The organism is Janibacter sp. HTCC2649 (genome assembly GCF_000152705.1).
Classification (GTDB): domain Bacteria; phylum Actinomycetota; class Actinomycetes; order Actinomycetales; family Dermatophilaceae; genus Knoellia.
The window spans coordinates 1-23,799 of record NZ_CH672413.1; the positions used below are offsets into that span (position 1 = coordinate 1).

20 protein-coding genes, 2 rRNA genes and 1 riboswitch are annotated in these 23,799 nt (G+C 68.3%); of the genes, 18 read left to right on the forward strand and 4 right to left on the reverse strand.

The features are described 5' to 3' along the window. From JNB_RS00100 to JNB_RS00140, 9 genes are all read left to right on the forward strand, one after another. A 23S ribosomal RNA gene (locus JNB_RS00100) occupies positions 1 to 602 on the forward strand; the annotation flags it as partial. 127 nt (positions 603 to 729) lie between these two features. Beyond that, positions 730 to 846 (forward strand): 5S ribosomal RNA (rrf, locus tag JNB_RS00105). Positions 847 to 1,050: 204 nt separating this feature from the next. Next, complete coding sequence (leuS, locus tag JNB_RS00110; protein WP_009774336.1) at positions 1,051 to 3,960, forward strand: leucine--tRNA ligase; 2,910 nt, start codon at positions 1,051 to 1,053, stop codon at positions 3,958 to 3,960. 79 nt (positions 3,961 to 4,039) lie between these two features. Further along, complete coding sequence (locus JNB_RS00115) at positions 4,040 to 4,510, forward strand: DUF1772 domain-containing protein (protein WP_009774337.1); 471 nt, start codon at positions 4,040 to 4,042, stop codon at positions 4,508 to 4,510. A 64-nt stretch (positions 4,511 to 4,574) separates the two neighbouring features. Then, positions 4,575 to 4,689, forward strand: a riboswitch (SAM riboswitch). Positions 4,690 to 4,733: 44 nt separating this feature from the next. Then, positions 4,734 to 6,185 carry an aminotransferase class V-fold PLP-dependent enzyme gene (locus tag JNB_RS00120; RefSeq protein ID WP_009774338.1) on the forward strand — a complete coding sequence of 484 codons (1,452 nt, stop codon included), beginning with the start codon at positions 4,734 to 4,736 and terminating at the stop codon, positions 6,183 to 6,185. Between the two features lie 92 nt (positions 6,186 to 6,277). Continuing rightward, complete coding sequence (locus JNB_RS00125; protein ID WP_009774339.1) at positions 6,278 to 7,120, forward strand: DegV family protein; 843 nt, start codon at positions 6,278 to 6,280, stop codon at positions 7,118 to 7,120. A 14-nt stretch (positions 7,121 to 7,134) separates the two neighbouring features. Then, entirely contained in the window at positions 7,135 to 7,746 is a 612-nt protein-coding gene (locus JNB_RS00130) for a glycerol-3-phosphate acyltransferase (protein ID WP_009774340.1), read from the forward strand. A 91-nt stretch (positions 7,747 to 7,837) separates the two neighbouring features. Next, a complete protein-coding gene (locus JNB_RS21695) occupies positions 7,838 to 8,779 on the forward strand; it encodes a helix-hairpin-helix domain-containing protein (protein ID WP_083784321.1) in 942 nt (313 codons plus the stop codon). Further along, the gene (locus JNB_RS00140) at positions 8,776 to 11,157 is read left to right on the forward strand and encodes a ComEC/Rec2 family competence protein (RefSeq protein ID WP_009774343.1); all 2,382 of its coding nucleotides are present in this window, start codon (positions 8,776 to 8,778) and stop codon (positions 11,155 to 11,157) included. The genes JNB_RS21695 and JNB_RS00140 overlap by 4 nt, the downstream gene beginning before the upstream one ends. A gap of 15 nt (positions 11,158 to 11,172) precedes the next feature. Here JNB_RS00140 and JNB_RS00145 read toward each other — a convergent pair whose 3' ends face one another. Beyond that, the gene (locus JNB_RS00145) at positions 11,173 to 12,114 is read right to left on the reverse strand and encodes a LysR family transcriptional regulator (RefSeq protein WP_009774344.1); all 942 of its coding nucleotides are present in this window, start codon (positions 12,112 to 12,114) and stop codon (positions 11,173 to 11,175) included. A gap of 125 nt (positions 12,115 to 12,239) precedes the next feature. On the opposite strand from JNB_RS00145, the gene JNB_RS00150 reads away from it, so the two are divergent. The 4 genes from JNB_RS00150 to JNB_RS00165 all read left to right on the forward strand — a co-directional run bounded on the left by JNB_RS00150 (position 12,240) and on the right by JNB_RS00165 (position 14,647). Next, complete coding sequence (locus JNB_RS00150; protein ID WP_148232248.1) at positions 12,240 to 12,428, forward strand: hypothetical protein; 189 nt, start codon at positions 12,240 to 12,242, stop codon at positions 12,426 to 12,428. 149 nt (positions 12,429 to 12,577) lie between these two features. Then, complete coding sequence (locus tag JNB_RS00155; RefSeq protein WP_009774346.1) at positions 12,578 to 13,171, forward strand: cysteine hydrolase family protein; 594 nt, start codon at positions 12,578 to 12,580, stop codon at positions 13,169 to 13,171. 13 nt (positions 13,172 to 13,184) lie between these two features. After that, entirely contained in the window at positions 13,185 to 13,718 is a 534-nt protein-coding gene (locus tag JNB_RS00160; RefSeq protein WP_009774347.1) for a polyketide cyclase, read from the forward strand. A 53-nt stretch (positions 13,719 to 13,771) separates the two neighbouring features. Next, positions 13,772 to 14,647 carry a Sir2 family NAD-dependent protein deacetylase gene (locus JNB_RS00165; protein WP_009774348.1) on the forward strand — a complete coding sequence of 292 codons (876 nt, stop codon included), beginning with the start codon at positions 13,772 to 13,774 and terminating at the stop codon, positions 14,645 to 14,647. A gap of 12 nt (positions 14,648 to 14,659) precedes the next feature. Here the strand turns inward: JNB_RS00165 and lexA are convergent, their stop codons facing one another. Beyond that, a complete protein-coding gene (gene lexA / locus JNB_RS00170; RefSeq protein ID WP_009774349.1) occupies positions 14,660 to 15,412 on the reverse strand; it encodes a transcriptional repressor LexA in 753 nt (250 codons plus the stop codon). A gap of 198 nt (positions 15,413 to 15,610) precedes the next feature. On the opposite strand from lexA, the gene JNB_RS00175 reads away from it, so the two are divergent. Continuing rightward, entirely contained in the window at positions 15,611 to 16,021 is a 411-nt protein-coding gene (locus tag JNB_RS00175; RefSeq protein WP_040883379.1) for a LysM peptidoglycan-binding domain-containing protein, read from the forward strand. 196 nt (positions 16,022 to 16,217) lie between these two features. Continuing rightward, positions 16,218 to 16,676: a VOC family protein gene (locus tag JNB_RS00180; RefSeq protein ID WP_009774351.1), complete on the forward strand. Its 459-nt coding sequence runs from the start codon at positions 16,218 to 16,220 to the stop codon at positions 16,674 to 16,676. A gap of 368 nt (positions 16,677 to 17,044) precedes the next feature. On the opposite strand, the gene JNB_RS00185 is transcribed toward JNB_RS00180, so the two are convergent. Further along, the gene (locus JNB_RS00185; protein ID WP_009774352.1) at positions 17,045 to 18,166 is read right to left on the reverse strand and encodes a winged helix DNA-binding domain-containing protein; all 1,122 of its coding nucleotides are present in this window, start codon (positions 18,164 to 18,166) and stop codon (positions 17,045 to 17,047) included. Between the two features lie 30 nt (positions 18,167 to 18,196). Between JNB_RS00185 and JNB_RS20785 the strand changes: the two genes are divergently transcribed. Continuing rightward, the gene (locus JNB_RS20785; protein ID WP_009774353.1) at positions 18,197 to 18,625 is read left to right on the forward strand and encodes an SRPBCC family protein; all 429 of its coding nucleotides are present in this window, start codon (positions 18,197 to 18,199) and stop codon (positions 18,623 to 18,625) included. Positions 18,626 to 20,613: 1,988 nt separating this feature from the next. On the opposite strand, the gene JNB_RS00200 is transcribed toward JNB_RS20785, so the two are convergent. Beyond that, positions 20,614 to 21,222 (reverse strand): GNAT family N-acetyltransferase, encoded by a 609-nt coding sequence (locus JNB_RS00200; protein WP_009774354.1) that lies wholly within the window; start codon positions 21,220 to 21,222, stop codon positions 20,614 to 20,616. A gap of 155 nt (positions 21,223 to 21,377) precedes the next feature. Between JNB_RS00200 and JNB_RS00205 the strand changes: the two genes are divergently transcribed. Then, on the forward strand, positions 21,378 to 22,886 hold the full coding sequence (locus tag JNB_RS00205) for a S8 family serine peptidase (protein WP_050766550.1): 1,509 nt from the start codon (positions 21,378 to 21,380) through the stop codon (positions 22,884 to 22,886). 315 nt (positions 22,887 to 23,201) lie between these two features. Then, positions 23,202 to 23,735, forward strand: coding sequence for a hypothetical protein (locus JNB_RS00210; protein WP_009774356.1), 534 nt, complete (start codon positions 23,202 to 23,204; stop codon positions 23,733 to 23,735). The last annotated feature ends 64 nt before the right edge of the window (positions 23,736 to 23,799 follow it).

Below are 23,799 nucleotides of genomic sequence, written 5' to 3' on the forward strand. Positions count from 1 at the left end.
CTGGTTGGTAATCAGGTTTCGAGTGTAAGTGCACAAGGGAGCTTGACTGCGAGACCGGCAGGTCGAGCAGGGACGAAAGTCGGAACTAGTGACCCGGCGCTGGCTTGTGGAAGCGGCGTCGCTCAACGGATAAAAGGTACCCCGGGGATAACAGGCTGATCTTGCCCAAGAGTCCATATCGACGGCATGGTTTGGCACCTCGATGTCGGCTCGTCGCATCCTGGGGGTGGAGTCTCTCCCAAGGGTTGGGCTGTTCGCCCATTAAAGCGGTACGCGAGCTGGGTTTAGAACGTCGTGAGACAGTTCGGTCCCTATCCGCTGTGCGCGTAGGAAATTTGAGAAGGGCTGTCCCTAGTACGAGAGGACCGGGATGGACGAACCTCTGGTGTGTCAGTTGTTCTGCCAAGAGCACCGCTGATTAGCTACGTTCGGAAGTGATAACCGCTGAAAGCATCTAAGCGGGAAGCACGCTTCAAGATGAGATTTCCATGGACTTTAATGTCCGAGAGGCTCCCAGCTAGACTACTGGGTTGATAGGCCAGACGTGGAAGTGCAGTAATGCATGTAGCTGACTGGTACTAATAAGCCGATAACTTGATACACACTAAAAAAGTTGCGTTCGCGTCCACTGTGCAGTTCCCGAGATACGGTCGGGAAACCCCCAACACACCACAACCCGACGGGTTGATGCGTGTGAACGAGGGAAGTACAACCACATCTCCATAGAGTTTCGGCTGTCATAGCGAAGGGGAAACGCCCAGCTCCATTCCGAACCTGGAAGCTAAGCCCTTCAGCGCCGATGGTACTGCACTGGTGACGGTGTGGGAGAGTAGGACGCAGCCGGACAATCATTCAGAAATGGCCCTCACTTTGGTGGGGGCCATTTCGCATTTGGGGCCATCTGGACGGCTGCGATACCCTGTGCTCATGGCCAGGCTGCAGCAGCTTCTTCCGCAGCCGCGCTGACGCTCCACTTGGACGTCACCGCGGCGAACCCCTCCTGTGTGAGGGGCTTTTTTGTGGGCAGCCACCCGAGCAGGCAGGAATGACATGAGCGAGACGGCGCACCGTTACACGGCCGAACTGGCCGACCAGATCGAGTTGGCCTGGCAGGACCGCTGGGAGGCCAGCGGCACCTTCAATGCGCCCAACCCGGACGGTCCCTTCGCGGACCCCACCGAGGTCTCAAAGCGCGAAGGTGGACACCTGCTCGTCCTCGACATGTTCCCGTACCCCAGTGGAGCCGGCCTGCACGTCGGTCACCCCTTGGGCTACATCGCGACGGACGTGTTCTCTCGCTATCACCGCATGCTCGGCAAGAATGTCCTGCACTGCCTGGGTTATGACGCCTTCGGGCTCCCCGCAGAGCAGTACGCGGTGCAGACCGGTCAGCACCCGCGGGTCACCACTGAGGCGAACATCGTCATCATGGCCCGCCAGCTGCGCCGGCTCGGACTCGGACTGGACCAGCGCCGGTCGATCCAGACGATGGACCCGGACTACTACCGCTGGACACAGTGGATCTTCCTGCAGATCTTCAACTCCTGGTACGACCGTGATGCTGAGCGGCCTGAGGGCAGCCTCGGCCGTGCCCGCCCCATTGCCGAACTCGTCGCCGAGTTCGAGGCGGGCACCCGTGGGCTGCCCGAGGGACAAGTGTGGGCCGACCTCGAGCCAGCCCAGCGTGAAGCAGTGCTCAGCGAGTACCGCCTGGCCTACGCCTCCGAAGCCCCCGTCAACTGGTGCCCGGGCCTGGGCACGGTGCTCTCCAACGAGGAAGTCACCAACGACGGCCGCTCCGAGCGTGGAAACTTCCCCGTCTTCAAGCGCAACCTGCGCCAGTGGATGATGCGCATCACCGACTACTCCGACCGCCTGGCCGATGACCTCGACCGTGTGCAGTGGCCCGACAAGGTCAAGGCCATGCAGCGGAACTGGATCGGCCGGAGTCACGGCGCCCGCGTCGCCTTCTCTGTCGTGGGCGCTCCTGCCGACAGCCAGCCGATCGAGGTCTTCACGACCCGACCCGACACCCTGTTCGGCGCGACCTTCATGGTCCTGGCGCCCGAGCACCCGCTCGTCGACACCTTGGTCGCACAGGGGGAGTGGGCAGCGGGCACCAACCCGGCGTGGACCGGTGGTGAGTCGACTCCGGAAGCTGCGGTCACGGCATACCGGCGTGCGGCTTCTCGCAAGAGCGAGGTCGAGCGTCAGATCGAAGGCAAGGACAAGACCGGTGTCTTCACCGGTGCCTACGCGGTCAATCCAGCGACCGGCACGGAGCTGCCGATCTTCATTGCCGACTACGTCCTCATGGGCTACGGCACCGGCGCGATCATGGCCGTGCCCGGTCAGGACGAGCGTGACTGGCACTTCGCCGACGTCTTCGACCTGCCCAGGATCCGCACGGTGCAGCCGACCGAGGGCCACCCTGAGGACGAGGCGTTCACTGGTGAGGGGCCGGCGATCAACTCGGCCAACGACACCATCGACCTCAACGGCCAACCGATCACCGAGGCGAAGGCCGCGATGATCGAGTGGCTCGTTGAGCAGGGTCATGGTGAGTCGACGGTCAGCTACAAGTTGCGTGACTGGCTGTTCAGCCGTCAGCGCTACTGGGGCGAGCCGTTCCCCATCGTCTTCGACGCCGACGGCACGGCTCATGGTGTGCCCGAGTCGATGCTGCCCGTCGAGCTGCCGGACGTCCCCGACTACAGCCCGCGCACGTTCGACGCCGAGGACGCGCAGAGCTCCCCGGAGCCGCCGTTGGGACGCGTGGCCGAGTGGGTCAATATCGAGCTGGACCTCGGCGACGGACGTGGCGTCCAGCCCTACCGTCGCGAGACCAACACGATGCCCAACTGGGCGGGTTCGTGCTGGTACTACCTGCGCTACCTCGACCCCGAGAACCGCGAGGAGCTCGTCTCCGCCGCGACCGAGGAGTACTGGATCGGCCCTCGCGACACCGCCGTTGACGGCGCGCCGGCGGGCACCCGCGACCCCGGTGGCGTGGACCTCTACATCGGTGGCGTCGAGCACGCCGTCCTGCACCTGCTCTATGCACGCTTCTGGCACAAGGTGCTCTTCGACCTCGGGCACGTCTCGAGTGAGGAGCCGTTCCGGACCTACTTCGCTCAGGGCTACATCCAGGCTGCGGCGTTCCGTGACGACCGCGGCCAGCCGGTCGAGGCGACCGAGGTCAAGGAAGTCCAGGGACCTGACGGCGACGTCACCTGGGTCTGGCAGGGCCAGCCGGTGACGCGTGAGTTCGGCAAGATCGGCAAGTCGCTCAAGAACATGGTGTCCCCGGACGACATGTATGCCGCGTACGGCGCCGACACCCTGCGGCTCTACGAGATGGGTCTGGGCCCGCTCGACCAGAGCAAGCCCTGGGACACGCGGGCCATCGTCGGATCCCAGCGCTTCCTGCAGCGTCTGTGGCGCAACGTTGTCGACGAGGAGACCGGTGAGGTGCGGGTCAGCGACGCACCGATGGACGACGCGACGGCGCGGGTGCTGCACCGGACGATCGACGCGGTGAAGCGTGACTACGACGAGCTCGGCTTCAACACGGCGATCGCGCGGCTCATCGAGCTCAACAACGCGTTGACCAAGCTCGACGCCGTCCCGCGCGACGCTGCCGAGCAGATCGTGCTCATGGTCGCGCCACTCGCTCCGCACATCGCGGAGGAGCTGTGGTCGCGCCTGGGTCACCCGGAGTCGCTGACGCACGAGGACTTCCCCGTGGCGGACCCCGCCAAGCTCGTCGAGGACTCGGTCACCTGCGTCATCCAGATCAAGGGCAAGGTGCGCGACCGCATCGAGGTCGCGGCCGACATCAGTGAGGACGAGCTGCGCGAGAAGGCGCTCGCCCTGCCCAAGGTCCTCGAGGCGACGGCCGGGGGAGTTCGCACGGTCATCGTGCGGGCCCCCAAGCTCGTCAACGTCGTCCCCCTCTGACAGCCACCCTCTTTCGCTTGCGTCCGCGCGGATGGTCAGGGTCTCGACCATCCGCGCGGACGCAGGGCATCGTTGGGGTATGAGCCCTCAGGTGTGGATCCTCGCGGCGACAGCGCTGGCCGCTGCGGTGTTCGGCGGGGCGATGTTCTCGTTCTCGACGTTCGTCATGCCAGCCCTGCGGGAGCTCGCGCCGCGCGACGGCATCCTTGCGATGCAGTCGATCAACCGGTGGGCGCCCAAGAGCCTGCTCCTGCTCCCGATGGGTGTCCTTGCCCTCGGCGGTGTCGTCGTGATCGGCATGGGGCTACTCGAAGGGGGCGACGACCGAGCCCTGAAGATCGTGGGCGCGCTCCTCGCAATCGCGTCCCTCGTCATCACCGGAGCCGCCAACGTCCCGATCAACAACAAGGTCGACGCGCTCACCGCAGGGTCGGAAGCGGAAGGCGAGTGGGCGGCATACGCCGCGGTGTGGTGCCGATGGAACCACCTCCGCACCGTGACGAGTCTCGCCTCAGCCGTGCTCCTCGCGGTGGCCGCCGCGCGGACCTGACCGTCTCGGGTGGTGGACGGGGGGTCCCCTGCACGTGCGACCGAGCCATAGACTCCACAACCAAGGTCACGAGTACCAGTGTTCAGCCCCGGCTTGCTGGTCGGCAACCCTCCTCCGCGGTGGGGTGCTCCGGGTGACGACCTGGTCGGCTGCAGCAACGCAGTTGGCAAGCGCGGACTCCCGAGCACCTTCGAGGGTCCAACGACTCTCCAGGGAGCACCGGATGTCCATCGCCAGCTCGATTCCTCACACCTTCACCCGTGAACGTCGCCAGCCGTGGCTGCGCTCCGTCCCCGCACCGGCCGGGCCCGCCACCCCGAGCGCGCCCAGCGACGACAACGTCTCGCATGCGGACGGCATACCCACCGACGTTGTGGACACCAAGGTGCCGGCGGTCGTTGCCGCACCCAAGGTCCCGACGTGTCACGGCACCTTCGTCGAGTACGCGAACCTCGACCACGGCGCCTCGACCCCGGCACTGGCCAGCGTGGTCGCGGCCGTTGACAAGGCGACCCAGACCTACTCGAGCGTCCACCGCGGCCAGGGGTGGACGAGTCAGGTGTCGAGTCACTACTACGAGGCCGCGCGTGACGAGGTCGCCCGCTTCGTCGGGGCGCGTGAGGGCGACGAGGTCGTCTTCACCCGCAACACGACCGACTCGTTCAACCTTCTCGCCCGCTCACTGCCGCGTCGCACCCAGGTCATCGTCTTCGCCACCGAGCACCACGCGACGCTGCTGCCGTGGGAGGCCCGCAAGACTACTCGCCTCCCCGTGCCGCTGACGCACAAGGATGCCGAGGCCCTGCTCACCGACGCCCTCAAGCGCGCCACCTCCTCGAGCGTCCTCGTCGTCCTCAGCGGCGCCTCGAACGTGACGGGCGAGTACTGGCCGATCGAGCGCCTCGCCGCCATCGCCCGCAAGCGCGGCGCCCGCGTCGCCCTCGATGCCGCCCAGCTCGCCGGTCACCGTCGGATCGACCTCGACACGCTCGGCGTCGACTACGTCGCGTTCAGCGGTCACAAGATCTACGCGCCCTACGGCGCCGGCGTGCTCGTCGGTCGCGCCGACTGGCTCGACGCGGCCCCGCCCTACCTCGCCGGTGGCGGCGCCACCGCCGTCGTCGGCCCGCTCAGCACGACCTGGCAGACCGGTCCGGCTCGTCACGAGGGCGGCAGCCCCAACGTCCTTGGTGCCGTCGCGGTTGCCGCCGCCTGTGCCGCCATCCGCGAGAACCGTGGCGCCGTCGAGGCCCACGAGTCCCGCTTGGTGGCGCGCCTCGTCGAGGGGCTGCGCGCCATCGACGGGGTCGAGACCTTCAGCATCTTCGGAGACGACGCGGACCGCGCTCCGGTCGTGGCGTTCACCGTCGAGGACGTCGAGTCCTCGCTGGTCTCAGCCGCGCTGTCGGCCGAGTACGGCATCGGCGTGCGCGACGGGAAGTTCTGCGCGCACCTTCTCGTCGACGCCCTGCTCGCCGACGAGAACGCCGACGTCACCACCGCGGTGCGTGTGAGCGCCGGGTTGGCCACGACCACCGAGCACGTCGACCGGCTCCTCGCAGCTGTGGCATCGCTCGCCTCGCAGGGGCCCGGCGTCGAGTACCAGCAGGTCGAGGGCCGCGGTTGGGTTCCCGTCGACGACCAGCGCGAAACTCTCGTCGACCTGCCCTGGTGACCACGCGGCATACCCTGCGCTTCACCACATCCGTCGGGATCAGTGCGCGGGTGCTGACCACGGCGACGCGGTCTGAGCACTAGCCTCAGACCGTGGCCACCGCTCTCGTCACCGACTCCACGGCATACCTGTCTGCAGACCTCATCGAGGCGCACGGCATCGGCGTCGTGCCCCTCCACGTCGTCGTCGGCGGGCAGGAACGGCGTGAAGGCGTCGATGTCGCGGCCGGTGAGGTGGCCGACGCACTGCGCCACTTCCGGCCCGTGTCGACCTCACGCCCGGCGCCGCAGGCCTTCCTGGACCTCTATCGCGAGCTCGCGGACAAGGGCGCCGACTCGATCGTCTCGGTTCACATCTCCTCCGACCTGTCGAGCACGCTCGGCTCGGCGCAACTCGCTGCGCAGCAGTCGCCGGTCCCCGTGACCGTCATCGACAGTCGCTCGATGGGCATGGCGATGGGGTATGCCGTCCTTGCCGGTGCCGCTCTCGCCGAACATGGCGTGACGGCCGAGGAAGTCGCGGACCACGTGCGTGCCCGCTGCAGCAACGCGACCGTCGTGTTCTACGTCGACACTCTCGAGCACCTGCGCCGCGGTGGCCGGATCGGCAAGGCGAACGCCCTTGTGGGTTCGGCGCTGGCGATCAAGCCCATCCTTGGCCTGCAGGACGGGGCGATCGTGCCGCTCGAACGGGTGCGCACGTCCTCGCGCGCCATCGCCCGACTTGAGGAGCTCGCGGTCGAGGCGGCTGGGTCGCAGCGCGTCGACGTCGCCGTCCACCACCTCGACTCGGCCGAGCGGGCCGAGAAGCTCGCCGAGCGGCTGCAGTCCCGGATCGAAGGGATCGAGGACTTCCAGCTTCTCGAACTCGGCGCGGTCGTGGGTGCGCACGTGGGGCCGGGCACCCTGGCCATCGCGATCAGCCCGCGGATCTGACTCAAGGTCTCGCCGTGAACTTCTCGACCACTGGCACGGTTCTCGTGGCATTGGTGGTCGCGACCGTCTGCTACGCGATCGGTGGCATCAACCCGGCCACGATCATCGGTCGGGCCCGCGGGGTCGACGTGTCACAGGTGGGCTCCGGGAACCCCGGCGCGACGAACATCGGTCGCGCGGTCGGCAGGAAATGGGGGATTGTCGTCGGGCTCCTCGACGTGCTCAAGGGGTTCGTGCCGACGTTCGTCGTGCTGCGGACGATGGGTACGTGGGTCGCGCTGGCCGCCGGGGTGGCGTGCGTGCTCGGCCACATCTACAGCCCCTACCTCGGCGGGCGTGGAGGCAAGGGAGTGGCGACGTCACTGGGGGCGATGTTGGCGCTCGTGCCGTGGGTGGCGCTTGCTGCGTTGGTCGTGTTCGCGGTCTGCCTCCCGTTCGTCAGACGACTCGGCAATGCGTCGGTGATCGCGTGCACGTTCCTTCTGGGGGCAGGGGTCTGGCTCGTGGTGCGTGCCGACACGACGGTGGACCGGGGCATCGCGGTCTGGCTCGTGGTCGTCTCGCTCATCGTGCTCGCCCGACACCACCGCAACATCGCGACCTGGATGGGGCGCCTGAGCGGCTGAGCTTGTCCACAGGGCGCCGTGGGTCGGCTGCTCGTCCACAGATGGGCGTTCTGGGGTTGGGTGTCGCGTCCGTCGTTCCTAACGTCGGCGTATGCCGTTCCGCCGCGAACCCGACACCGTGTCACCTCGCGCCCTGGCCAGGGTGCGAGAGGGCGGTGGTCCGGGTGATCGTGGCGGACTGGGTGATCGTGGTGGTCCGGGTGATCGGGTCGATCGCGGGGACGTCGAGGAGCGTGGGCGGCACCGACCCCTCGAGGTGCCGCGCGGTCCGGTCTTCGAGCTGCCGCTGAGCCTGCGCGGTGCACGGTGGGTGCCGAGTCGGTCCGCCGTGGTCGGGGTGCTGGCCGTCGTGGCGGTGGTTGCCGTCGTCTTCGGTGTGCGCATCTGGTTGGCGGGCCGCGGGGAGGGCGGAGCCCTCGGACCGCGAGCGGCGGCGGGCGCCGAACCGAGTGGGGTGAGCCGAGGGACCTCCACACTGTCTCGGGCGTCGCCCAGCGGGTCGCCCACGACTGAGAAGTCCACTGCGGGTCCAAGCCCCGGAGCAGCCACAGGTGGTCCGGTGGTCGTGCACGTCGTGGGTCAGGTCGTGAAGCCCGGTGTCTACCGGATGGCTGCGGGCGCGCGCGTCGGCGATGCCGTCACCGCTGCGGGTGGGGCGACTCGCACTGCTGACCTCGGTGCGGTCAACCTCGCCCGGGTCCTCGTCGACGGTGAGCAGATCATCGTTCCGAAGCCGGGCGAGGTCGTGACGCCACCCGGAGCGGCGGGGCCGGGCGCGGGTGCTGGGTCTGCCACCGGAAGTGGACGTGCCGGAGGCAGTTCGGGGGCCGGATCGGCCGGCGGCACGGTCTCACTGAATTCGGCTGACCTGTCTGCCCTGGACACCCTTCCAGGAGTGGGACCCGTTCTCGCACAGCGGATTCTCGACTGGCGTACCGAGCACGGACGCTTCACGAGCGTCGAGGAACTCGGTGAGGTGAGCGGCATCGGCGAGAAGCTCCTGGCTCAATTGACTCCCAAGGTGACGCTGTGACGGTTGCCGAGTCGGCCGAACTGCGTGCTCGCCGGGACGAGTGGACGCGTGAGGTGGTGCGCTTCACCGACATCCGGCTGCTCGTGCCCTCGCTCGTGGCGTGGGCCCTGCTCGCCCTGACCCTGACCTGGTCGGCGGGGCCGCGATGGGTCGTCACGGGGGTGCTGGTCGCCGTGCTCCTGGGCGCGCGGCTCCTGCGACGGAGCGCCCGTCGCCTGACGCTCGTCGTCGGGGTCGCGCTGCTCGTCCAGGTGGCTGGCAACGGCCAGCACGCCCTGCGCGGTGTCGGCGATCTCGACGACCTCACCTCGGCCCGGGCCGTGGTCACGCTCGAGGCGACGGTGACCTCCGATCCGGTGACCCTCGCGGCGCGGGGCAGCGGGGAGCCGGTCGTCATGGCCAAGGCCACGGCGCACCGGGTCGACGGGCGCGGACGGAGCACACCGGCATACGCGCCGATTTCGCTGCGCGGAGACGAGTCGCTGCTCAAGGTGAAGTGGCACGACGAGGTGAGGCTGCGAGGACGGTTGGCTCCGCCGTTGCCGGGCTATCCGGAGCTGGCCGTGCTGCGGGTCTCGAGTCACGAGGTCACGAAGCCGGCGGGTGCGATCGCGCGGGTTGCCGAGCACCTGCGGTCCGGGTTGCGAAGGGCGGTGGACCCCACCCCGGCCGACGCGCGCGGACTGCTGCCCGGGCTCGTCATCGGTGACACGAGTCGGACTCCGCCCGATCTCACAGAGGCGATGCAGGCGACGGGGATGACGCACCTGACGGCCGTCAGCGGTTCGAACATCGCGGTAGTCGGTGGGATGGTGCTCGGGCTGTGCGTTCTCGTCGGGGTTCCTCGACGCTGGCGACCGTACGTCGTGGCGCTCGCCATCCTCGGGTTCGTCGTGCTTGCCCGACCCGAGCCGAGTGTCGTGCGGGCGGCGGCCATGGGACTGATCGGCCTCATCGGGATGAGTCGCTCGCGCCGCGCGGCCGGCTTGCCCGTCCTCGCTGGAGCGATTGTCGTCGTGCTCGTGGTCGACCCGTGGATGTCGCGATCGTTCGGCTTCGCCCTGTCGGCTCTGGCCACGCTCGGCCTGCTGCTCTTCACCCGACCGTGGGGTGATGCGATTGCGCAGCGCTTGCCACCGAGGTTGGCATTCATGGGGCCGGCGATCGCCATTCCCGTTGCGGCACAGGCGATGTGTGCCCCGCTCATCGTCGTGCTCCAGGGCTCGGTGAGCATTGTCGGCATCGCCGCCAACCTCGTTGCGGCCCCGCTGGTGGCGCCCGCCACGATCGCGGGGGTGGTGGCCGCACTGGTGTCGGTGGTGGCCGATGCGCCGGCCCGACTCGTGGGTTGGCTGGGCGCAGTTCCCACGTTGGGCATCGCGCGGACCGCACGCGTGATGGCGGATGTCCCGGGTGGGACGCTGCCGTGGCCCGATGGGGCGCCGGGTGCCGTGTTGCTTGCGGGGCTCACCGTCCTGCTGCTGCTCATGGGGCGATGGCTCGGACGGTTCGCCCTGGTCAAGCCGCTCGTCGCCGTGCTCATCGTGGCGCTGACCGCAGCGATGACGATCCCGACGAGGGTGGTGACCTGGCCACCGGAGGGCTGGCGGATCGCCTTCTGCGACGTCGGCCAGGGTGATGCCGCAGTCGTGCGCACGGGACCGGGGCGGGCGCTCGTCGTCGATGCCGGGCCCGAGCCGTCGGCCGTGGACGGGTGCCTTGATTCCCTCGGTGTCGAGGTGGTCGACGCGGTGGTGTTGACGCACTTCCACGCCGACCACGTCGAGGGTCTGCCCGGAGTCATCGGCGGGCGCGAGGTCGCTCAGGTGCTCGTGTCACCGATCGCCGAGCCGGGCTACCAGGTCGGTGAGGTGACCCGATGGGCGAGAGCACACGGCATACCCGTCTCTGCGGTCGCGGCGGGTGACCGGCTCGCGTTCGGGGACGTCACCGCAGAGGTGTGGGCGCCGGTGCGGCGCATCGCGGCCGGGTCGGTGCCCAACAACGCAAGCATCGTGCTGGCCGTCCATGTGGGCGAGGTCGACGCCCTGCTGCTGGGAGACGTCGAGCGGGAGGCGGCCCACGACCTCGTCCTGAGGATGCGACGAGATCCCCAGATGTCCTCTGCTGCAGCGGAATTCGATGTGGTCAAGACGCCTCACCACGGCAGTGCGAACCTTGACCCGGCCCTGATGGCCGCCGTGCGTGCACCCGTCGCGGTGATCAGCGTGGGGAAGGACAACGACTACGGGCACCCGACGGCCGCGCACCTGGCCATGCTCCGGAGCAACGGGTATGCCGCCTATCGCACTGACCAGCGTGGGCACATCGCCGTCGTCGAGCGCGACGGTCGGCTTGAGGTCGTCACGGCGAAGTGACGCCACGTGGGTCGATCAGTGGGCAAGGGCCTTCTTGCGGGTCTTGGCCTGCGACGCCTTGGCGCTCTCGACGAGGGCGTCGAGGGTGGCCTTGACGGCGGGAACGCGCTGGAGGTCGGGCGTCGTGACGGCGACGATGTGGCGGCGAGAGGCCGGGGTCATCGGGAGGGCGGCGACGTCCTCGTGGTGGACCGTCTTGAGGATGAGGTCGGGGATGACCGCGACACCGAGGCCCTCGGCGATGAGGCCCATGACCGCGACGTAGTCCTCGGTCTCGTAGGCGATGTTGGGGACGTAGCCAGCGGTGCTCGCGAGCTGGAGGAGGTGGCCGCGACAGCGCGGGCAACCGGCGATCCAGGTCTCGTCCTTGAGCGCGGCCATGTCGACGTTCTTGGCGTGGGCCAGCTCGTGAGTGAGGGGAACGGCGAGCAGGACCTCGTCGTCGAGGAGGGGAGTGGTGACGAAGGCTTCGAGGTCCTCTTCGCCGCGGCCGAGGTCGGTGCCCTCGTAGACAAACGCGACCGCGAGATCGCACTCCCCGGCGCGCAGGGCGGCGAGCGACTCGCGCGGCTCGGCCTCGCTGAAGGTGATCGTGACGCCGGGGTGGTCGGCCTTGACCTTGGCCAGGGCCTTGGGGACGAGGGTCGCCGAGGCGCTGGGGAAGGCCATGAGGCGGACGCGGCCAGAGCGCAGACCGGCGATGGCGGCGACTTCTTCCTCGGCGGCGTCGAGCGCGGACAGGACCGGGCCCGCGTGGCGGGCGAGCACTGCTCCGGCCTCGGTGAGGCGGACGCTGCGGCCGATGCGCTCGACGAGCGTCGTGCCCGTGCGCGTCTCGAGGCGGCGCACCATCTGCGAGATGGCGGGCTGGGAGTAGCCCAGTGAGAGCGCCGCCGCGGTGAAGCTGCCCTCATCGGCAATGGCGCGCATGACCCGGAGGCCGGCTGCATCAATCATGGATGCATTCTATAACGCTCAGTTATCAAACTTCCAGTCCTTCGCACAGGGTGTGATGCAGCGTCCCGTGGTGGCGCGGTATGGGTGCGGTGTATCTGCAGGGAGAGCGTCGCCTCCTTCCCTACATGAAGACCACGTTCCGCCGGCGGACAGCCCGCCGCAGCCACCACCCGGACGTCAGCTGTGACGCCCTCGGGCGCTGGCACTGGAAGTGCCAGTGCGGCGCCGGAGCCCACGCGGGTGGGTCGGCCACGGACTGGCGCTGGATGGTGACGGGGGCACTGGTCCACCAGAACGCCTGCCCCGGCGAGTGACAGCCCCGGCTTCACCCCTGGCGTCTGCGTCAAGGGTCGCTGGAGCCGCCACATCCGCAGACGCAGAGGGGGCGGTGTGGCGGAAAGGTTGCGGAGGATGTCTTTGATGCCACTAGGCCGACGGGGGTTCCGCGGGGTGAGGTGGTGAGATGACCTCCGCGCCCGCACCTGTTCTCGCCCTTGCTGACAACGCAGCCCTGGTGTTGATCGACATCCAGAGCGGGTTCGACGATGCAGTCTGGGGACGTCCCAGTCCTGACGCGGAAGCGGCTCAGGGGCGTATGTCCGCGCTCGCGGTGAGGTGGTCCGAGACCGGCCGACCCATCGTCGTCGTGCGGCACGACAGCGTGGGAGCGGAGTCGCCGTTGCGTCCGGGCCAGCCGGGCAACAACCTCGTGGGCTGGGTCGCCGAGCTGGAGGCAGCGGTCCTCGTCACCAAGACCGTCAATTCGGCCTTCATTGGTGAGCCGGACCTGAACATGTGGCTGCGCGAGCGTGGCATCGGACAGATCGTCGTGACGGGCATCCAGGCCAACATGTGTGTGGAGACCACGGCACGGATGGGAGGCAACCTCGGCTACGACGTCATCGTGCCGATCGACGCCACGAGCACCTTCGACCTGGCCGGACCCGAGGGCGCAGTGATGTCGGCCGAGGACCTCACCCGGGCCACGGCGACCAACCTTCACGGAGGTGGATTCGCGACCGTCACTTCTGCCGCGGCCCTCCTGGCCTGCGCGTGATGCACTGGGGCGCATGACTGCATCTCAGGATCCGACTGTCGCCGAGAGCCAGACTGTCCCCGCTGATGGGGCCGTCCCCGTCGATTCGCTCTCTGCTCGTCGCTTCATCCCCGCTCTGCCGGCCGAGATCTTCGCTGTCCTGGCCGATCCGCTCGGCCACGTCGACATTGATGCCAGCGGCATGCTGCAGGACGCTGAGGGCGACACGGTCACGAGCATCGGGGATCGCTTCGTCGTGCACATGGATCGCGAGGCGCTGGGCGATGTCCCCATGGGCCGCTACGACGTCACGGTGGTCATCGATCGCTTCGAGAGGGATCGCGAGATCGCGTGGTGGATCGACGGCACCATTCAGCCTCCGATCGGGCACCGCTACGGGTATGCCCTCGACGCCGGCGAACACGACGGTGTCCAGGGAACGTGGGTGACCTCGAGCTACGACTGGTCGCAGGTGTCCGACAAGTGGCGCAGGATCTTCCCCGTCCTCACCGAGGCGAACCTGCGGGCGACGCTGGGCATCCTCGAGCGGGTCACGCGGCGGCGCTGACGCCCTCATCAGGGGGACCTGCCAGTGTTCTCCAGCCGACCTACGATGGCGGGGTGAGTCGTGAGGTGTCGGTCGCGGAGGTGTCGGAGTTGCTGGGCCAGCGCGGCCCCGCTCTCGTGCTGACTGGCGCCGGGATCTCCACGGAGAGCGGGATCCCGGACTACCGCGGCCCCGACGGCAACCGACGGGTCACGCCGATGTCGCAGCAGGAGTTCGTTGCGACGAGTGGTGCGCGACAGCGCTATTGGGCACGCAGCTTCATCGGCTGGCAGCGCTTCACGGTCGCCGAACCCAACGCGGGGCATCGCGCCGTCACCGGGCTCCAGCGTGCCGGGGCGTTCGGCACGGTCATCACCCAGAACGTCGACGGCCTCCACCAGGACGCCGGCACCCGCGATGTCATCGAGCTCCACGGGAGCCTTGCCGAGGTCGAATGCCTCACCTGCGGGGAGCGCGTCGACCGCGACCTCGTGCAGGCCTTCATGGACGACGCCAACCCCGGATTCGCCTCTCTCGCACTGGGACTCGTCGGTGACGGCTCACAGATCAGCAGCCAGATCCGACCCGACGGCGACATCGTCCTTGCCGATTCGGCCGTCGAGACCTTCATCGCTCCGCGCTGTCTCGTATGCCGTGCCGACACCCTCAAACCCGACGTCGTCTTCTTCGGTGGTTCCGTCCCGAAGCAGCGAGTCGAGCAGTGCTTCGCGCTCACCGAGGCGGCGCCGGCCCTCGTGGTGCTCGGGTCGTCGCTCAAGGTGATGAGCGGATACCGGTTCGTCCGACGGGCGGCCGCACACGGCATACCCGTGGTCGTCGTCACGAAAGGCCCCACGCGCGCAGACGCCGAGACAACGCATCGTATTGATGCGCCGCTCGGCGTCACGTTGTCCGCGTTGGCGGACGAGTTCGCGGTGCGGGTGAACTGAGTTCGGGAAGGCTCAGATCCGGCGGAGGACGGCGGTGACCTTGCCCAGGATCGTGGCGTGGTCGCCGTCGATCGGGTCGAAGGCCGGGTTGTGCGGCATGAGCCAGACCTTGCCGTCCTTGCGCTTGAACGTCTTGACCGTCGCCTCGTTGTCGAGCATCGCGGCCACGATGTCGCCGTTGTCAGCGGTGGGCTGCTGGCGCACGACCACCCAGTCACCGTCGCAGATCGCGGCATCGATCATCGAGTCACCCACGACCTTGAGCAGGAAGAGCGTGCCCTCACCGACGATCTGCTTGGGCAGCGGGAAGACCTCGTCGACGGACTCCTCGGCCATGATCGGCACACCGGCGGCGATCCGACCCAGCACGGGGACGTAGGTCGCCTCGGGCCGCGCGTCACCCGAACCGGTCGGATCCAGGTCGGCGTCGATGTCGTCGGGCGCTGCGCCACCGCGATATCCGCGGATGTCGCTCGGCGTGTCGGGGGAGATGACCTCGAGGGCGCGGGGGCGGTTGGGGTCGCGCCGCAGGTAGCCCTTCTTCTCCAGCGCGTGCAGCTGGTGCGACACGGAGCTGGGGGAGGTGAGGCCGACGGCCTGGCCGATCTCACGCATGCTCGGCGGGTAGCCGCGCCGGTCCACGGAGTTGCGGATGACGTCGAGGACCTTGCGCTGACGCACCGTGAGCGTGCCGTCGCCGGGATCGCGGTCGGGCAGCTGCTGCACAACACTGTCATCGGCGTCGTGGCGAGGCTTGTCGCTCATGGGTGTCGTCTCCTCAGAGGGGCGTTGTCAGTGGTGCCTGATTGGCTTCCTGACATGAGCACAGACTACGGAGTTCGAGCACATGTTTCAAACATCTGTTCGACGCGTGTCTTGAACTCCTCGAACATCCGTGCTACAAATCGTACAAGCGTTCGTTCGAACACCGTTTCGATCGTGACATCGACCCAGGAGGACACCATGAGTGCAGTTGCTGTTCTGGACGGCACCACCAATGGGTATGCCGTGCCCCTTCCCGTTCCGCGTCGCTCGCCGCAGCCGCGGCTCGTGTCCGTTCCCACGGGCGAGTCGGTGCGCGAGGTCGCGCAGCCCGCGCTGCGGCTGACCCGGGCCGGTCGTCTCGTGCTCACGAGCGCCGTCGTGCTCGTTGCCCTGCTCGTAGCGTTCGTCGCCCTCACCGGTGGGGCTGCCGCGTCGGCGCCCGCCGAGACGGTGACCGTCCAGCAGGGTCAGACGCTTTCCGAGATCGCCGCCGAGCACCTGACCGGAGTGTCCATCGCCACTGGTGTCTCGATGCTGCAGGACGCCAACGACCTGGCGAGCGCGCAGGTCCAGGCCGGCCAGACAATCGTCATCCCACTGGCTGACTGATGGAGCGCTGGTTGCACCGCTGACGCACCACCACGAACTCCGAGCCGCTTCGACCCCGGTTCGGTCCTGAGTCCTTGGTTGAGCTTCGACCCCTCACCGACTCAGCACGGAGGGCGCCCCGCCACTGTTGGCGCGGGGCGCCCTTTGCTGTGTCCGCTCGTGCAATAAGACGAGGTGGCTTGGGCTTGGACCTCTCATGGCGAACGAGAAGATCACGAAGGTCAGGCAGCTGAGGGTCGTTGTCGAGGCCCAGGACTACGACGAGGCCGTTCGGTTCTATCGTGACGTGTTGGGCATGGACGAGATCGCAGCGTTCTCCGAGGGCGGCGACGACCGCGTCGCCATCCTCGAGGCCGGGCGGGCAACGTTCGAGATTGCGAGCCCGGCCCACAAGGTCGAGATCGATCGCGTCGAGGCGGGCGGGGCTCCGAGCCCGAAGATCCGGATCGCCTTCGAGGTGGACGACGCCGAGGCGGCAACGCGCGACGCGGAGGAGGTCGGGGCGACGGTCGTGGCCGAGCCGGTCCTCACCCCGTGGATGTCGCTCAACTCGAGGCTCGAGGCACCCGCCGGCCTGACGATCACGTTCTTCCAGGAGACCGAGGACTCGCACGAACGCGCCGAACGTGAAGGCTTCGGCACCAACGAGACCTGACCTCTGGCTCAGTGGATCCGGACGGTGAGTGGGCAAGGCCCCACTGGACGTGGTCGCTGAACTCCTCGTGGTCGGGACTGGGGACCTCGACGAGGTCCGTCGTTGGCTCATCCGCGACAGTGCATCCTGTTGGTCTTCCGGCGGAAGTGGCTTGCTTCGGTGGCTACGCGACCGAGTTGGCGCGGAGCAGTTTTGGGTTCGCGACTCGTGCCACGCCGAGCTGGGATGGATCGACGGCTGCACCTCCGAACCTTCTCTGGGAAGAGTGGGACGGCACACGCGCCCCCTGACCGGCACTGTGATGTCCGTGCGGGGCACGAAGTCGTGTCCGTGCGGGGCACGAAGTCGGATGCGGCTGGGAAGTGGGGTTAGGCGAACACGAGGTTGAGGGGCGGACCGTGGAAGGCGGCAAGGAACTCGGCGGCCTCCACGACACCGCCGCGCTCGGCTGAGGTGAGGTCGTCGTCGGGCCGGATCGTCACCGTGGTCTGCTTCGCTTCGGCCTTGCGCTTGAACGTCCCGATGTCGTGGCCGTCGACCACGACGATCCCACCGCCCGCCTCGGAGACGAGTCGGGTCCGGTTGGCGTCGTGGTTGCGTCGGGAGAAGCCGGTGCTCGGATAGGTCAGCGCGGCTTCGTCGAACGTCGACAGCAGGTATGCCGTGTGCGCGCGTGAAGTGCGTGCCGTCACCGACGGGTCGAACCAGAGCGTCTCGCCCTGGCACTCGACGGACTCCAGTGGGTGAGTCGACTGGAGTGTGGTGGACGTCGTGAGTTCGGCTGTGGCAGAACGGATCTCGGTGAGCGTGAGTCCACTCCAACGCTGGAGGTCGCGCTCGGAAGCTGGCCCGTGCCCGGCGTAGAACCGATGGGTGAGTTCGACGAGTGATCGCTCACGCGACCAGGTGTCCGACTCAGCAGCCGGGATCACGTCGTCGACCAGGACGTAGGTGTGCTCGGTTCCGCGCGGTGGCCCCGAGCAGATGACGGCGCGCACCTCCGCGACGATCAGCTGGTGGGCCATCGGCTCTCCCGGCCCGGGCAGACCCGCGGCGGCGAACTCCGGGCCGATCTCCTTGCGCGTCATGGCCTTGCCGCCAGCCAGCAGCTCACGCAACAGCTCGGGCCCTCGCTCCTTGAACTCGGGCGTGATGCCGAGCATCTGGTGTCGTGCGGGCATGGCGCCCTCGACCTTGGGGCCCGTGAGGCCCTGGATCCAGCGCAGATCCTCGGGTGCGACGTGGTGCCAGGTGGGTCGCAGGATGTGGGTGCGCACCCAACCGCCGGCCGACTGCTCGGCCAGCACACCGGCATACCCAATGTTTCGTGTCCGCATCGCGAGGGAGTGCGCCGCAAGCGGTGCGTCCTGGGACTGGACGCAGGTGAGCAGGCGCACCGCATCGGCGGCGTGGGGGAGTGGCGCGGAGGACAGGCGTTGGGTGGCAAGGCGTCGGCGGATGACCCAGTCGCGGGTGACGGTTCGCGTCATGCCGGCATCATCTCGCGCGATGATGGAGACATGGAGCAGCACGTCACCGTGGACATCGCCGCGACGCCTGAGCGGGTCTGGGAAGTCATGACCGACGTCGAGCGCTGGCCCGAGTGGACCGACACGGTGACGTCGGTGACGCGCCTCGATGAGGGGCCGCTCGCGGTCGGGTCGAAGGCGCGCGTGGAGCAGCCGAAGCTGCCGCCGACGGAGTACACCGTGACGGAGGTCGAACCGGGGCGCTCATTCACCTGGGTGGCCAAGGGTCCGGGAGTGTTGACGATGGCGCGGCACAGTGTCGAGGCCCAGTCAGGTGGTGGGACCCGGGCGCTGCTCTCCGTCGAGCAAACCGGACTGCTCGGCGTCGTCATGGGGCGGCTGTTCTTCAAGGGCCTCACCGACCGCTACCTCGCCCTTGAGGCCGCGGGCCTGAAGGCTCGGAGTGAGGGTTCCCGCTAGGGCCAGCTCCCCGGCCTGCGCCTTGGCGTGGGCCCCGGCCTTCGCCCGAGAGCGCGCCCGACGCCGTCCCAGTCCACGCAGAGCGAAGAAGAGACCGGCCAGCAGCGCCGGGAAGCCGAAGAGCATCCCGGCCCCCACGGGGGTGGCCAGACTGGCTGCCGAGTCGGCTCCCTCGAGCGCCTTGCCGGCTGCCGTGGTGTCGCCCGTGGCCAGTGCCGTCTGCGCCTGATCGAGGTCGGCAGTGGGCCGCAGGACGAGGGCACCGAGGGCGGCCAGTGGGTTGGCATCCTCCACGTCGGTGCGCAGCTCGCCATAGGTCTTGGCCTGCGCCGTGAAGGCGCGCAGCTGGGCCGCCACCGTGTCGTAGCCAGACGTGTCCTTTGCCTGCTCGTATGCCGCCCGCACACCCTTGGTGTCCACGCTGGCCTTCGTGCCGGCTGACTGGGCCGCGGCCGCCTGCGTTGACAGGGCGGCAGTCTGGGTGAGCCCGGCCCTGGCCACGGGAAAGTTCCAGCTGGCCATGGCCTGGCGCACGCCGCGAGGCAGGGCCCAGTCGCCGTCGAGCCTGTCGTTTGCGGCATACGCCTTGCGGGTGGCGTCGCGCGCGGTGAACTGGGCGGTGGCCCCGGAGCCGGTGACCCACGCGGTCATGATCGCGCGGGTCTGCGCATTGCCGCCGGTGACCTCGAACAGGTCGTAGGCCTGCTGCCACCCCGTGCCCTGGGCGGCGAGGGTGCCATCGCCGGGGGCGTCATAGATGGTGCGCTTGGTCGTGAGCGCGCGGAAGAGTTGGGGTTTGGCGGCCGGGGTGCTGCCGGCGACGAGGGCGTGGACGGCGTTCCAGGATGCGGGGTAGGCGTAGTCCTCGGCCGCGCCGGCGGTGTCGGACTCGTCGGTCCACTCGGCGAGCGGGAAGGCGCCCTTCTGGGTGGGCCTGACCTTGTCGTGCTCATCGTCCTTGCCCTGGGTCGCGGCCATGACCTGGGTGGCCAGTTCCTGCGCTAGGCCTTCGGTGAGCCAACGCTGGTCGAGGTTGTCGTAGTTCGACCAGGCGTGCGCCAGTTCGTGGGCGAGGAGGGCGGGGTCCAGGGCTTCGGAGATGTTGATGCTGCCGAGCTTGTAGGTGCCGTCCCAGCCGTAGACCTGGCGGCTGAAGTCCTCCGAGATGCTCGTGGTGGGTGTCGGCCACTTCTGCCCGGTGAGCTTCTCGAGCTCCTGCAGCGTGGGCGGGAGGTTCTTGGTGATGTGAGCGACCCAGGCGGTGTCACCGGGGAAGGCCGCAAGGTTGAAGGTCCGGTTGCCGACCTTGAGCTCCTTCTTCAGGGTCTGGGAGGAGTCGCGCAGTGACAGGAGGGACCAGAGTCCGTCGGCGCCACCGCCGCTCAGGGTGGAGACCCGGTTGTCGCCGCTGTTGGTCTCGGAGTACTTCTCCGAGAGGTCGATGGTCATCGCGCGCGGCGCCACGATCTCGATGGTGGCCTCGCCTGCATCTCCTGGGGAGAAGACGTCGATCGCAGCGAATCCCTTGCCCACGCGTCCCGGACTGGCTGATCGCGGTGGAGCGCCGGGAAGGCTGTAGGTCACCGTGAACGTTCGGGTTTGGCCGTATTGCAACCGCTTCGGGAACGTGACGTCGGCGTACTTCTGGCCATCGATGGTCGTCAGCTTCACCGGGATGGCTGAGCCGCCGGAGGTCGCCTTGAGGTTGGTGCCGCCGTTGGGCAGCCACAGCGGGTAGCCGGCCCAGAAGAAGTACTTCGTGGCCGTCGACGGGCTCTGGTTGGTGATCGTCATGGTCTGGGTGACCGTGATGGGTTTGCCGTCACCGGGAACGACGAAGGTCGCCTTGCCCTTCTCGGCGAGCCCGCCCTCAGCGTTCGCGACATCGGCCGTGGCCACCAGCCCCACGGCGGCGACGGCGACGGCGGCGAGTGCGGCCCCGGCCGCACGAATCGATAGCCCCCAGGTCATGGAGAAAGTATGACTTCTCAGGCCGACAGCGTCCGACGCATCGTCAAGCGCGGCAGTTGGCTCGCCGTGGCCGAGGTGGTGCCGACGACCTCGAAGCCGGACCGCTCGAACATCGCCTTTGTGCCGACGAAAGCCATGGTGAGATCCATGCGTCCGGGCGGGTCGACGGGGTGCGCCTCGACGGCAGGTGCTCCGTTGGCTGCCGCGTAGTCCACGGCCCCATCGATGAGGTGCTGGGTCACGCCGCGTTTGCGAAAGCCGCTGCGCACGACGACACAGACGATGCTCCACACCGGCACGTCATCGGTGGGCAGCATCAGCTTGGAACGGTTGAGACGGGTGATCTCCGAGCGGGGCCCGATGTTGCACCAGCCGACCGGTTCGCCGTCGAGATACGTGACGACACCTGGCGGGCGCTCGCGCTCGCAGAGGGTGCGCATGGCCTGCTCGCGCTGATCCTTCCCCGAGCCGCCAAGTTCGGTGACCTCTGCAGCGGTGAGTCGGTGGGACACGCACCAGCAGTGGGTCTGTCGCCGGTTCTTGTTGACGACGTCGGCGAAGTCCTCGAACCGGTCTGGCGTGACTGGATGTGTCTGCCAACTGTGCTCGCTGGTCGTGGCGGTCATGGGTCCATCCTGTCGCGCGCGGCCGACACTGCCGCGGACCTCGCCGGAGTGGGCACTGGCGATCCGCCGATCGGACCGGGCAGGATGGCACTTGCCCCCTCGCTTGAGGGGGTCCGTCCGTGTCACGGACGGCTGACCCTCACAACGGAGTGAGCATGACTCGTTTCAGTCCGCGCCGGCGGATGACCTTCGCCGTCGCAGCGACGGCGGCAGCAGCCGTCGCCCTGCTCGGCGGTGCCCCCACAGTGGCGTCCGCTTCCACCACCGAAACCTCGACCCCCGTGCCGATTGCAGCCCCTGACGGCACGACCATGAGCTACATCCTCAACGCGAAGGTCGCGAACCCGGGCCAGACCCGCCTCGTTGAGAAGGCCGTCGCCGCGGCGGGCGGCGTCGTCGTCCAGAGCTGGCCCCAGATTGGTGTTGTCGTGGCCCACTCCCAGAGGTCGGCCTTCCGCGCTGACGTCCGGGCAGCCGGTGGCAACGCACTCGACTCGGTCGGTGCGAGCCGCACCGCCGAGGTCCTCGAGGGCACCCCGGCGGACGCACAGGCGCCGTGGGGTCCCGGTGCGAGTGGCTACAAGCAGGGCGCCAAGAAGTCCGCGAACGGCGATGTCGAGGCGCCCACCACGCCGGCCGAGACCATCGACGCCCGCGAGGGTGAGCAGTGGGACATGCAGATGATCAAGGCTGACAAGGCCCACGAGATCACTGACGGTTCCCGCAACGTGCTCGTCGGCGTCCTCGACAGTGGGATCGACCCCGACCACCCGGACCTCCAGGCCAACATCGACGTGGCCGACTCAGTGAACTGCACTGACGCGGGTCGCCCGGACACGTCCGCCACGGGTTGGTACCCCACCACGAGTGACCACGGCACCCACGTCGCGGGCACCATCGCTGCTGCTCGCAACGGAGTCGGCATCGTCGGTGTGGCGCCGAACGTGCGGATGGCTGCGGTCAAGGTCGTCAGCGACGAGGGGTTCATCTACCCGGAGTACGCCGTGTGTGGCTTCATCTGGGCCGGTGAGAAGCACATGGACGTCACCAACAACAGCTACTACATCGACCCGTTCGAGTTCTGGTGCAGCGACCAGCCCGACCAGGCTGCAGCCAAGGAGGCCGTGAGCCGTGCGGTTGCATGGTCGACCAAGCAGGGTGTCGTGCACGCCGCCGCTGCCGGCAACTCGGCCTACGACCTGTCCGACAAGTCGAAGTTCAAGGACCCGACCAGCCCGAACGACACCACGCCGGTCCTGCGCACCATCAACGACCAGTGCCAGGACATCCCGGCCGAGCTGCCCGGCGTTGCCACCGTGTCCTCGGCGACCCGCACGGGTGGACTGTCGTCGTTCTCGAACCGCGGTCTCGGCGTCATTGACGTCGCTGCCCCCGGAAGCTCGATCCTGTCGACGATCGTGCGCAACAACGGCTACGGCACCAAGAGCGGCACCTCGATGGCGTCCCCGCACGTCGCGGGTGTCCTCGCCCTCATGAAGTCCGCCCACCCGGAGCTCACGCCAGCCCAGATGGTGGCCAAGCTGCGCGCGGACGCCACCGACACGGCTTGCACGACCACGAGTGGTGCTGCCTGTGTGGGCACGGCCGCGGACAACAGCTACTACGGCGATGGCATGGTTGACGCCCTCAAGGCTGTCAGCTGACGCACCAGCCGTTCCAGAAGTACTGAGGTATCCCCGACTGCCGGGGGTGGGCACCGCGCCCACCCCCGGCAGTCGTGTCTGTGGGGGAGCCGCCCGGCGCTCGCGGAACAATTCTCTTGCGTCTGCAGTTGTGTAATCATGTAAGCACTGCAAGAAGATGCAGGCACCACAGGAAGGGAGACCCCCATGAGGTCCCACCACACACACTTCAGTCCCGAAGACTCCGAGCCCACGTCCCGCGGCGAACGCGGCGAGCGTGGACCCCGCGGCGAACGTCGCGGACCCCGAGGCGGAGGCCGCGGCCGAGGTCCCGGAATGGGCCGCCCCGGCGGCTGGCAGCAGGCCGACGTCCCCAACGCCGACGACGCGCAGGACTGGTTCAACGGGCGCCTGCCCGATGACTGGTTCACCGCAGTCGACGTCAACGTCGACCGTGACGAGATCACCGTCATCGGCACCCTCGCCGAAGGCAACACAGACGGCGGCGCCGAAAACAGTGCCGTTCTTGAAGGCCGCGTGAGCCGTTGGCGCAGCGACACCAAGGAACGACGCATCGAGATCGCCCGCGAGGCCGAGGCCCGCTACCAGCGCAAGGTGTCCTGGGGGGTACGCCTCGCAGACGGGACCGCGCTCTTCACCCACCTCGCCGCACCGGTCATGACGCGCCTGCGTCAGCCCGAGCGCCAGGTCCTCGACACCCTCGTCGACGCCGGCGTCGCCCGCTCCCGCAGCGACGCGCTCGCGTGGTCGGTCCGCCTCGTCGGACAGCACGCGGACGAGTGGCTCGGCCAGCTCCGCGAAGCCATGAGTGAGGTCGACAAGCTCCGCTCCCAGGGGCCCACGATCTGACCCGGCAACAACCCTTGCGTATGCCGTCCGCTCGTCTCGAGCGGGCGGCATACGCAGGTCTTCG

Excerpts from the sequence above, each read along its gene's own strand:
- leuS (WP_009774336.1), top strand. The coding sequence starts at position 1,051 with ATGAGCGAGACGGCGCACCGTTACACGGCCGAACTGGCCGACCAGATC.
- JNB_RS00115 (WP_009774337.1), top strand. The coding sequence starts at position 4,040 with ATGAGCCCTCAGGTGTGGATCCTCGCGGCGACAGCGCTGGCCGCTGCG.
- JNB_RS00120 (WP_009774338.1), top strand. The coding sequence starts at position 4,734 with ATGTCCATCGCCAGCTCGATTCCTCACACCTTCACCCGTGAACGTCGC.
- JNB_RS21695 (WP_083784321.1), top strand. The coding sequence starts at position 7,838 with ATGCCGTTCCGCCGCGAACCCGACACCGTGTCACCTCGCGCCCTGGCC.
- JNB_RS00145 (WP_009774344.1), bottom strand. The coding sequence starts at position 12,114 with ATGATTGATGCAGCCGGCCTCCGGGTCATGCGCGCCATTGCCGATGAG.
- JNB_RS00150 (WP_148232248.1), top strand. The coding sequence starts at position 12,240 with ATGAAGACCACGTTCCGCCGGCGGACAGCCCGCCGCAGCCACCACCCG.
- JNB_RS00155 (WP_009774346.1), top strand. The coding sequence starts at position 12,578 with ATGACCTCCGCGCCCGCACCTGTTCTCGCCCTTGCTGACAACGCAGCC.
- JNB_RS00160 (WP_009774347.1), top strand. The coding sequence starts at position 13,185 with ATGACTGCATCTCAGGATCCGACTGTCGCCGAGAGCCAGACTGTCCCC.
- lexA (WP_009774349.1), bottom strand. The coding sequence starts at position 15,412 with ATGAGCGACAAGCCTCGCCACGACGCCGATGACAGTGTTGTGCAGCAG.
- JNB_RS00175 (WP_040883379.1), top strand. The coding sequence starts at position 15,611 with ATGAGTGCAGTTGCTGTTCTGGACGGCACCACCAATGGGTATGCCGTG.
- JNB_RS00180 (WP_009774351.1), top strand. The coding sequence starts at position 16,218 with ATGGCGAACGAGAAGATCACGAAGGTCAGGCAGCTGAGGGTCGTTGTC.
- JNB_RS00185 (WP_009774352.1), bottom strand. The coding sequence starts at position 18,166 with ATGACGCGAACCGTCACCCGCGACTGGGTCATCCGCCGACGCCTTGCC.
- JNB_RS20785 (WP_009774353.1), top strand. The coding sequence starts at position 18,197 with ATGGAGCAGCACGTCACCGTGGACATCGCCGCGACGCCTGAGCGGGTC.
- JNB_RS00200 (WP_009774354.1), bottom strand. The coding sequence starts at position 21,222 with ATGACCGCCACGACCAGCGAGCACAGTTGGCAGACACATCCAGTCACG.
- JNB_RS00205 (WP_050766550.1), top strand. The coding sequence starts at position 21,378 with ATGACTCGTTTCAGTCCGCGCCGGCGGATGACCTTCGCCGTCGCAGCG.
- JNB_RS00210 (WP_009774356.1), top strand. The coding sequence starts at position 23,202 with ATGGGCCGCCCCGGCGGCTGGCAGCAGGCCGACGTCCCCAACGCCGAC.